This is a genomic window from Alcanivorax profundi, assembly GCF_003597125.1.
GTDB lineage: Bacteria > Pseudomonadota > Gammaproteobacteria > Pseudomonadales > Alcanivoracaceae > Alcanivorax > Alcanivorax profundi.
Genome location: NZ_QYYA01000001.1, coordinates 841257 through 851587 on the forward strand (window position 1 = coordinate 841257; position 10331 = coordinate 851587).

10 protein-coding genes are annotated in these 10331 nt (G+C 55.7%); all 10 read right to left on the reverse strand.

Annotation, left to right across the window (positions count from 1 at the left end):
• Window positions 1-62 precede the first annotated feature (62 nt).
• Window positions 63-1436 carry an oxygen-independent coproporphyrinogen III oxidase gene (hemN, locus tag D4A39_RS03960; RefSeq protein WP_031225897.1) on the reverse strand — a complete coding sequence of 458 codons (1374 nt, stop codon included), beginning with the start codon at window positions 1434-1436 and terminating at the stop codon, window positions 63-65.
• A gap of 66 nt (window positions 1437-1502) precedes the next feature.
• Window positions 1503-2282: a sulfite exporter TauE/SafE family protein gene (locus D4A39_RS03965; protein ID WP_119917525.1), complete on the reverse strand. Its 780-nt coding sequence runs from the start codon at window positions 2280-2282 to the stop codon at window positions 1503-1505.
• Window positions 2272-2469, reverse strand: coding sequence for a cbb3-type cytochrome oxidase assembly protein CcoS (gene ccoS, locus D4A39_RS03970; protein ID WP_119917526.1), 198 nt, complete (start codon window positions 2467-2469; stop codon window positions 2272-2274). Before ccoS ends, D4A39_RS03965 begins: the two co-directional genes overlap by 11 nt.
• The gene (locus D4A39_RS03975) at window positions 2457-4814 is read right to left on the reverse strand and encodes a heavy metal translocating P-type ATPase (RefSeq protein ID WP_119917527.1); all 2358 of its coding nucleotides are present in this window, start codon (window positions 4812-4814) and stop codon (window positions 2457-2459) included. The genes ccoS and D4A39_RS03975 overlap by 13 nt, the downstream gene beginning before the upstream one ends.
• The gene (locus D4A39_RS03980) at window positions 4811-5329 is read right to left on the reverse strand and encodes a FixH family protein (protein ID WP_022984127.1); all 519 of its coding nucleotides are present in this window, start codon (window positions 5327-5329) and stop codon (window positions 4811-4813) included. Before D4A39_RS03980 ends, D4A39_RS03975 begins: the two co-directional genes overlap by 4 nt.
• Complete coding sequence (gene ccoG / locus D4A39_RS03985) at window positions 5298-6707, reverse strand: cytochrome c oxidase accessory protein CcoG (protein WP_119917528.1); 1410 nt, start codon at window positions 6705-6707, stop codon at window positions 5298-5300. The genes D4A39_RS03980 and ccoG overlap by 32 nt, the downstream gene beginning before the upstream one ends.
• Window positions 6708-6815: 108 nt before the next feature.
• Complete coding sequence (gene ccoP / locus D4A39_RS03990) at window positions 6816-7745, reverse strand: cytochrome-c oxidase, cbb3-type subunit III (protein WP_119917529.1); 930 nt, start codon at window positions 7743-7745, stop codon at window positions 6816-6818.
• Window positions 7742-7894 (reverse strand): cbb3-type cytochrome oxidase subunit 3, encoded by a 153-nt coding sequence (locus D4A39_RS03995; RefSeq protein WP_022984130.1) that lies wholly within the window; start codon window positions 7892-7894, stop codon window positions 7742-7744. The genes ccoP and D4A39_RS03995 overlap by 4 nt, the downstream gene beginning before the upstream one ends.
• Window positions 7891-8529 (reverse strand): cytochrome-c oxidase, cbb3-type subunit II, encoded by a 639-nt coding sequence (gene ccoO / locus D4A39_RS04000; RefSeq protein WP_022984131.1) that lies wholly within the window; start codon window positions 8527-8529, stop codon window positions 7891-7893. The genes D4A39_RS03995 and ccoO overlap by 4 nt, the downstream gene beginning before the upstream one ends.
• Window positions 8530-8540: 11 nt before the next feature.
• The gene (gene ccoN / locus D4A39_RS04005; RefSeq protein ID WP_022984132.1) at window positions 8541-9971 is read right to left on the reverse strand and encodes a cytochrome-c oxidase, cbb3-type subunit I; all 1431 of its coding nucleotides are present in this window, start codon (window positions 9969-9971) and stop codon (window positions 8541-8543) included.
• Window positions 9972-10331: the final 360 nt, after the last annotated feature.

Consider the following 10331-nt stretch of genomic DNA (forward strand, 5'->3'; position numbering starts at 1 on the left):
CTTGGTTTTGCGACAGACGAATTCATGCGCGTTTCAGCGCGCAATACATGGCTGACTCTGGTTCAGATTATACGACTAAACCCTTTGGTTTGCCTGTTTCCCAGGTACGCATCGAACGGCTGCACCAGGGCCCGGCTAACCAAACGGCCCTGCTCGGTTATGATCAGTGTATCGTCATTGAATACCACCAGCCCCTGCTCGGCAAAATCCCGCCACTGGACCATGGCATCAGCAAAGTGCGTCCGGAAACAAATCTCCCATTGCTGCTCAAACGCCGGGATATCAAGGCGCAAATCACACAGTAGCTTCATAATGATGTCCCGCCGGATGAGATCAGCCTTGTCCAGCAGGTAGCCCTTATGGTGAGGCAACTGATCCTGGCCAATCGCTGCCTGCCAGTCACTCAACACTTTGTGATTCTGAACGTACAAATTGCCCACCTGGCTGATAGCACTGACCCCCATTCCGAGCAAGTCTGCGTCGCCATGCAGGGTGTAACCCTGGAAATTGCGGTGTAGCAGCCCATTGCGCTGAGCCACTGCCATTTCGTCGGATTCCAGTGCAAAGTGATCCATCCCGATGAAGCGATATCCGGATTGCTGCAGCATTCGACCTGCGCGTACGTTCATGCGTATCTTTTCGGTAGGAGAGGGGAGAGCCGCGTCGTCTATCTGACGCTGAATCTTGAATCGATCGGGCAAATGCGCATAACCATATAACGAGATACGCTCCGGCTTGAGATTGATCAATTGCTCAAGGGTACGGGCCATAGTCATTTCGGTTTGCCACGGAAGGCCGGAAATCAGGTCAACGTTAATCGATTTGAAACCAAAGTCCCGCGCCCAGCCCAAGGTATCGCTAATCATTTCATAGGACTGTATGCGGTTGACCGCCTGTTGCACCAAAGGATTCAGGTCTTGGACCCCAATGCTAAGGCGATTGAATCCAAGACCTCTCAACAGCCCCAGACGGGCTCTATTCACAGTACGAGGGTCGATTTCGATCGCATAGTCACCACGGTCATCTTCACGCAGGTTGAAATGCCGGGCCAGGTGATACACCAGCTCAGTGATCTGTGCATCTGTCAGATAGGTAGGGGTGCCTCCGCCCCAATGCAGCTGTGTTACCTGACGGCGGGAATCTACATGCTGCGCGACCCTGACAATTTCCTTCTTGAGGTGTTGCAGGTAACGCTCGGCGAGGCTGCGATCCGCAGTAATTATGCGGTTGCAGGCACAGTAGTAGCATACGTGGTGGCAAAACGGGACATGGGCATAGAGCGATAGAGGGCGGCGTGCCTTGTTGCCTTCCTCCATGGCCTCAACAAAGGCATCAACAGGAAGATCCTCATGAAACAGGGGAGCCGTAGGGTACGACGTATAGCGCGGCCCGGGCCCTCCGTAGCGACCTATTAACGCTTCGTTCCAATCTTGCATATCGGCTGACTCCCTGAAATCTGTCCCTATTATCCCGGGACAGGGGCCAGCCAATCTTGATCTGGGTCAATGTCGATGAGTGTCTGGTAACGAGGAGGGGGCGACATGCCCGTGATGGGGAGAATCCAAGTGGTGATGTGCATGATCATGCCCGCTGGAACTCATCCACCATGCCATCAGGAAGAAGGAGCCAGAGAGCAATAGCGCCATTGCTATCGACACTTTCCGCGCACGGGGCCCTCTCAACAGGGTCAACCGGGATGCCACAATGCCAGTTGCCGCCACGGGAACAACAGTGACAGAGCCAAATGCCGCCATCACCAGCCCCCCGCTGGTGGCGGTTCCAGAGGTGGCGGCCAGTGCCAATGCGGCGTAAACAAGCCCGCAAGGTAACAAACCCCACACCATCCCCAACAGCCAGGCCTTGTGAATCCGGTCGATGGGCATAAAGATCCTTGTCAAAGGCTGAATGCGGCGCCAAAGAGACTTCCCCGCTTGCTCCAGCCCCATCAGCAACCCTCCCTTGCCCGCAAGATGCAAGGCAAGAAACAGCATCAATACACCGGCCAGCGCCAATCCCACCGTCATGGCCGGAGCCGGTAACGCGTCCAGCAATTCGCCACCCAGTGCTCCTGCGGTCACGCCTAATAAAACATAGGTCGCGAGTCGCCCAAGGCCGAACAGCAACTGCCAACCCCAAAGCCTTAGCCCGGTACGGCGTTGTTCTGGCACCGCAAAGGTCAGCGCGCCACTGATTCCCCCGCACATGCCCACACAGTGGCCAGCACCTCCTGCACCAATCAATATTGACGCGAGGATGAGTCCGGGTAAGGTTTCATTGATCATTGGCGTTCGGTTCCTTTCCGCGATCGTGGCGGGAAGTTTTACGCTGGGCACGATCGTCGAACACCACGCGCCAGGAAGCGTTATCCAGATCCTCAAATTGATCCTTGCGAAGCGCCCAGAACAAGGCCGCAATAGCGCCCGCCAGGAAAAGCAGGGCGAGGGGAATCAGCAAAATCACAATTTCCATCGTGCCATCCTTGTTGCATTCAACGTCACCAGCAGCGAGCTGGCAGACATACCAATCGCTGCCGCCCACGGTGGAATCCAGCCTGCTACAGCAAAGGGAACCGCAAGCAAGTTATAAAGAAAAGCCCAGCCCAGGTTTTGCCAAATCCGATGCCGGCAGGCCGATGCAAGTGGTGCAAGGCGGGGAAGTGCTCGCAATGAATCGTTCAGCAGAAAAATACCGGCAGCCCGCTGAGCCAGGCTGGTGGCATTTCCGGTTGCCACAGACACGCTCGCAGCCAACATGGCTCCGGCATCATTGATACCATCACCCACCATTAATTGGCGCTGGTTTTGCTCCAACAAGGCTATCCATTCCTGTTTGCTCTGCGGGGTTTGATCTGCACGCCATTCCTGTAACGGAAGGTGGGCGGCAACCTTTCCTGCGGCAACGGCGTTATCGCCGGTCGCCATTCGCACCACCATACCTTGCGCTACAAGATCCTGAAGGACGCCTTCGGCCTCGCTGCGCAGGTTATCAGCCAGAGATAGCACCATGCGCAGCTCATCGTCCTGGTAAAGTCCGAGACAAGTGGCGCCATCCCTTGCCTGTTCAGGCAAGCCGGTGATTCGCCACCGACTCTCTCCCCGGAAGCCAGTGACACCGCATTGATCCGCCTCAATCTCGATAACCTCAGGGTCTCGATAGCGTTGTTGAAACGGCGCAGCCAGGGGGTGAGGGTTTTGCCACTCCAGGGCAGAAGCAATCGCCATGAGTTGCGGCTCGCTGAAGTCATCCGTAACACATTTGCTGGAAATGAGCTGGAATTGCCCGGCGGTTAAGGTGCCGGTTTTGTCGAAAATAACCCCGCCAATCTCCGGCAGAGAGAGAAACTGACGTGGCGATGCGATCAGGACACCTTGCTGCAAGGCACTGCCCAAAGTGGCCGTTACGGTCAACGGAACCGCCAGAGCAAGGGCACATGGGCAAGTTACCACAAGCACTGCCAGTGTATATTCGAATGCCTGTGCTGGTCCGGAGGACCAGTGCCAGATAAACGTAAAGAGCGACAGACAGAGCACAGACAAGGTGAAAAGCGGTGCGACTCGTTGCCAGTCCCGGACCACACTGAGACGTTCCAGTTGTGCCCGTTCTACCTGATCACCGATTTTGGCTACCAGGCTGGAAGCGGGAGGCCCGAGCGCTTCCAGAACCACATTTCCTTCTACCAGCCTGCTGGCGGCTCGGACGGTATCACCTGCAACTCCGTCTCGGGGCAGAGACTCACCAGTAATGGCGGCTTCATCAAAAGCACCATGGCCCTGTTTTATCACTCCATCGCAGGGAACGGTCTCGCCCTGATAAAGCACCAACGACATCCCGGCGACAATCTGTCGAGTACTGATCCAGGGGTTATCGTTCCCCACATCGTATTGCCTGACAGCAAGGGGCAGGGTTTCCTCCAATGTGTGCCATGCACGGTGAACAGCCTGTCGTTGTCGCAGCTCCAACCAGCGACTGGCAAGCAGGAAGAAAACAAACATGGCCGCTGAGTCGAAATAGACATGGCTTCCCCCCATGGCCATGACGACAAGACTGCCTGCCCACGCAAGCAGAAGGGCGAGGGCAATGGGAACATCCATTGTCAGACGTCCGCCACGCAGCCCGGAAATCGCCCCTTGGAAGAATGGCCATCCGGCATAAAAAACCACGGGTGTGGCCACGATCAGGCTGGCGATACGAAAAAGGATTTCGTAGATCGCATCACTGCCATCGAATACACCAATATAAAGTGCAGTCGAATACATCATGGCTTGCATGGCTCCCAGTCCCGCCAGAGCCAGTCGTCCGACAAGTTTTCGTTGCTCCTGCTGCTGCGCGGCTTTTTCATGGGGGGCGTTCAACAACGACACCCCATAGCCCAACCTCATTATTCGTCTGGCTGTGTCCTCAACCCGGGCTTCTCCCTCATAGTCCACACTCAGGGTCATACCTGCCAGATTAACGCTGGCATTGTGAACCCCCGTTTGATCACCCAGTGTTTTTTCAATCAACCAGCTACAGGCCGCACAAGTCAGGCCCGACAATTGCAACCGTATTTGCTGTCCAGTCGGGGTACTTCTGAGATGGGGGGCCACCAGCTCGGGGACAGAAAACAGCGCGAGGTTAAGTGCCATACGACTGTCATCAGGAATCGGAGCAGCACTTTCCCGGACGTTGTAGTAATCCTCTAGCCCCAGGCCGTAAATGGTTTCAACGGCAGCGGCGCAGCCAGGGCAGCAAACCGGTCGGGGGCCCTCCGGCGTTCGCGCCGTCACGGTACCGACTGCAGGGTTGCTGCAGTGCCAACAAGTCGTGTTGCTCATGTAGCGGGCACGTGCCCCAGCTGTAGATCCCCATCACCAGTCATCACGGTTTGGTAAAGCCGCCAGTGACCTCCCGCTGCGGTGACAGTCACTTTGCGTCGGCCATCCACCGGCAAGGTTCCATCCGCACGGTAATGGTGACTGTCAAGCTGGAACAGCTCTATGGTCACGTCCCTTTCTGCAAGAGTCGGATGGCGCAGGGTTACGGTAATGGTTTCGGGCAAGGGGATCGCGGTGCGGCTGAGAAGGCGCGCCTGAATGCCTGCTCCCACCTGGGATAGCTCCAGGCCAATACCAAGGCGGGCAGCAAGTTGTTCCTGCTCCATCGAGCGATTGATACCTCTACCTTCCTTGTACCATTCGTCCACTACCGGGGAGTCGGCATTCACAATGGCGATATAAAGAGTTACCAGACCCGCCACCACCGCAGAGGCCGGCAACAACATGGCAAGCCAAAGATAGGGATGGCGGTACCAGGGTTTCTCATCGCCGTGGGGCAATGAATCGTGACTCATGACGGTTCTCCACGTTCGGGTCATCCAGCGATCTGACGGTGAACCAGATCGTGGAAGAGGTCATTTCAACTTCATAGGGATCATAGCTGACGGTCACCGGGAGGGTCAGAGTCTGGCCGCCCTGCAGGGTAAATTCAGTACGATTCTCCATGCTTAAACCCGCTGGACCTTCAAGCTCCAGTTCATAACGCTGGGGGGTCTGGCTCTTGTTGAGAATTTCCATGCGGTAAATATTCTCGATCATCCCTGAGCTGGTGGTTCGATAAAGTTGATTACGGTCGCGTAACACATCGACTTGCAAGGGGACCCGGTTGTAAAGACTGACCATAAACAACGTCGACATCACCAGCAGGGCAGCCCCGTATGCCAGCAGGCGAGGGCGCAGAATATGAGAGGGCTTGCCATTAAGGGCATTATCTGTGGTGTACCGGATGAGACCACGAGGCTTGCGAATGTGGTCCATCACATCGTCGCAGGCATCAATGCAGGCCGCACATGTAATGCACTCATATTGCAGACCGTCACGAATGTCGATTCCAGTGGGGCAGACCTGCACACACATTCCGCAATCAATGCAATCACCGGGAGCATCGGGATTCTCCGATTGCTTCTTTTTGGCCCCGCGTCCTCGAGGCTCGCCTCTCCCCTCATCGTAAGAAACGATCAATGTGTCGTCGTCGAACATCACACTCTGGAAGCGCGCATAGGGACACATGTAGAGACACACCTGCTCACGCATGAAGCCAGCATTGCCATAGGTCGCTACCGTGAAGAACGCCACCCAGAACAGCTCCCAGCCCCCCCATCCCAGAGAAAGAATGCGCAGGGAAAGGTCTGTGATCGGCGAAAAGTACCCTACAAACGTCAAGCCGGTCAGGAATGCCAGAATCAGCCAAAGAATATGCTTGCTTGTTCGACGGACGATCTTGCTGATCGTCCACGGGGCATGGTCCATTTTTATCCGGCTATGCCGATCGCCTTCACACCAGTGTTCGATCCATTGGAAAAACCGGGTCCAGGTCGTTTGTGGACACACGTAACCGCAATACACCCGGCCCGCCAGGACGGTAAAAAAGAACAGGGCAAATGCGGCAATAATCAACGTCCACGAAAGGAACAGAAAATCCTGTGGCCAGAACGTCCAGCCAAAAATCCTGAACTGGCGCCCCGGCAGATCAAACAACACTGCTTGCTGGCCATCCCAGCGCACCCAGGGCAGGAACAGATACAGGCCCATGGTGCCAAGAATAGTGGCATTGCGAATAGCCTGGAAACGTCCCTTGGTGGCTTTTACCTGAATACGCTCGCGTTTGCTGTACAGGCTCACAGCCCCGTCACTATTGGCGTCGTGAATCGGAATACGTTGCGGATCGGACATGGCTGACCTCCACCCATGGAGATGTGGCTGTGTGAATTCCATTCTGACGCAGCCCAGCGACGCTGGCACTGCGACAGATTGTCCAAGTAGAGACCCAAGGGCCTTACATCACGGCGAGGGGAGGCCTTTCGTGTCCGGCTTATGAGAAAGGCTATAAACGTAGGCACTGATCACATGAATGCGCTCTTTGGTCAGCAGGTTTTCATGAGCTGGCATATGCCCGCTACGGCCATTCCTGATTGTGTACTCAATATCTTCGAGGCGAGGCCCATAAAGCCAGCTGGCATCGGTCAGGTTGGGCGCACCCAGCATCTGGTTGCCGGAGCCATCCGGGCCGTGGCAGGCTGCACACATCACGAACTTCGGCTTTGCCCGTTCAATAGCGGCAGCGTTGCTACCCTTGTTTGCGACATCGGGTCGACTAAGGCTCTGAACATAGATTGCCATGTCTCGAACTGCGTCATCGGTATTGCCGATGGCGGCGGCCATCGGTGGCATCATGCCCTGACGTCCAGCCGTAATTGTGGTAACAATCTGCTCTGCTGAGCCACCATAAAGCCACACATCGTCTGCCAGGTTCGGGTAACCTTTGGCGCCCCGAGCATCCGACCCATGACAGATGGCACAATTGTTGGCAAACAGACGCCCCCCCACAGCAAGTGCCTCGGGGTAGTTGATCAGTTCTTCAATCGGAACCTGCGCGTACTGTTCGAACAAGGGGCCAGTCTGGCGTTCAACCAATGCCACTTCGCTATCGTACTGGCTGGCACTGGTCCAACCCAGCATCCCTTCAAACTTACCCAGCCCCGGGTACAGGGCAAGGTACACACACGCAAAGATCAGCGTGCCGATGAACAGTCCCAGCCACCAGCGTGGCAGGGGGGAGTTCCGCTCTACAATGCCATCAAAAGAATGCCCGGTGGTTTCCTTTGCCGCTTCTTCTGCAGAAATCGAGTTGTTCCAGAGCAACAACCCCGCACACCCCAGCAGGTTGATGGCAACAATGACAATAATGAACCAGCTCCAAAAATTGCTCATTGGTCATCCCCCTTCCGTTGACGCTCTGCATCGAGCGCAATATGAGCGAGCTTTTCGTAATCCTGTTTGCGGCTGGGGCGATAGACCCAGAAGGTCATTGCCATGAAGGCCACAAAGAAGACCAGCGTAAACAAGGCGTGATAGCTCATGGATTGATCTCCTTGCGCTCGCGACCAAGGGAGAGCAAATAGGCCACAAGCGCATCTTCCTCACTTGCCTCGGACCATTCGCCGTTCTGGAACTTTTCTACCTGCTCTGCAATACCTTCATCGGTATAGGGAACCCCAAAGGTATCTTTGAACAGCCGCAACTTGCGCTCAGTATGGCGCCAGTCCACGGGAGTGGTTTCCAGCCAGGGGTAGGCCGGCATATTGGATTCCGGGACGACCTGCCGAGGATCGCGCAAATGCTCACGATGCCACTGCTCTGTAATCGGCCGGATGCCGACCCGGGCAAGATCGGGCCCGGTGCGCTTGGAACCCCACAGGAAGGGGTGCTCCCAAACGTCTTCCCCGGCCACGGAGTAGGGTCCAAATCGCTCAGTTTCAGCCCGCAACGGCCGTACCATCTGGGTATGGCATACGTGGCAACCTTCACGGATATAAATATCACGACCTTCCATTTCCAGTGCGGTGTAGGGCTCCAGCGTTTCCAACGGCTCAGTCGTTGCTTTCTGCCAAAACAGAGGAACAATTTCTGCCAGCCCACCGAAACTCACGGCAATCAGGGTGAGCACGATCATCAGGCCAACATTCTTTTCTACTACTTCATGTGCATTGGACATGACGGCTCTCCTCAGGCGGTCTGCAAGACATTGTCGGCGCCGTGGGTGTCACGTTCGCCGCGCAGGGTTTTGTAGACGTTGACGGCCATCAGGATCATGCCCGCCAGGAAGATGACACCGCCAAGAAGGCGAATCACGTAGAAAGGCTGACGCTCTACCAGCTCTTGAACAAAGTTGAACGTCAGGGTGCCGTCGGTGTTCACCGCTCGCCACATCAGTCCCTGCATAATCCCGGAGACCCACATCGACGCGATGTAAAGCACAGTACCAATGGTGCTTAACCAGAAATGGGCATTAATCCAGGCAATCGAATACATCTGCTTACGACCAAAGAGCCGGGGCACCATCACGTAGGTTGCTCCAATGGTGATCATGGCAACCCATCCCAGTGCGCCGGAATGCACGTGACCAATGGTCCAGTCGGTGTTGTGGCTGAGTGCATTGACCGTTTTGATGGACATCATTGGCCCTTCAAAAGTGCTCATGCCGTAGAACGACAGCGCGACAATCATGAAGCGGATGATCGGGTCGGTACGCAGTTTGTGCCAGGCACCAGAGAGGGTCATCATGCCGTTGATCATGCCCCCCCAGCTGGGCGCCAGCAGCACGATGGAAAACACCATGCCCACAGACTGCGCCCAATCGGGTAGTGAAGAGTAGTGCAGATGATGAGGCCCTGCCCACATGTACACCGCAATCAGGGCCCAAAAGTGGACGATGGAGAGGCGATAGGAATAAACGGGACGCTGTGCCTGCACTGGAATGTAGTAGTACATCATGCCCAGGAAGCCTGCAGTCAGGAAAAAGCCCACCGCATTGTGGCCATACCACCACTGCACCATGGCATCGATGGTGCCCGCGTAGACCGAATAGGATTTCCAGGCGGAGACCGGGATCTCAAGGTTGTTGACCACGTGTAACAGGGCGATCGCAATGATAAAGGCGCCATAGAACCAGTTGGCTACGTAGATATGAGCCTGCTTGCGTTTCGCAATAGTGCCGAAGAAGACAATGGCATAGGACACCCAGACCAGCGTAATCAGGATATCGATAGGCCATTCCAGTTCGGCATACTCCTTCGCACTGGTGTAACCCAGCGGCAGGGTGATTGCGGCGGCGACAATCACTACCTGCCAGCCCCAGAAGGTAAAGGCGGCAAGTTTGGGGAAGGCCAACACAGCGTTACAGGTCCGCTGTACCACATAGTATGAGGTGCCAATCAGGGCTGAGCCCCCAAAGGCAAAAATCACGGCGTTGGTGTGCAATGGGCGAAGACGGCCAAAACTCAGCCAGGGGATGTTGAAGTTGAGTGCCGGCCAGGCAAGCTGCGCGGCGATGATGACCCCCACCAGCATGCCCACAATGCCCCAAACGACTGACATGATGGTGAATTGCTGTACAACTTTATAGTTGTAGGGCGGCGAAGCAACGGCGTTTTCCATGTGCGTTTCCTTCCGGTTTGTGCGCTGGCAAATCTAGCAGGCGTGAACGCGTCCCTTTTTGATGTAGATCAAGCCGCGGTGACGACTGCTCAGGCTTTGAACTATTTGATCCGGGCAGAGCAGTACCCTTACAAGTCATCCGGGCATATAACTATACTATTTGGTTCTAAGCGTTAAGGCGAGGCCCACTCGGCGGCATCCGTGTGGACAAATTGTCCATGCCACCCATTGATCTTTGCCCGTCACGGAACTTGGCCGCACACTCTTTGTGGTCAATTTATAAACAAAGGTCAACCCGGCAATGCGACCCAGTCGCAAAGTTGTGACGGAACAACAGGCACGCAGCCTTAAAGCGGATGG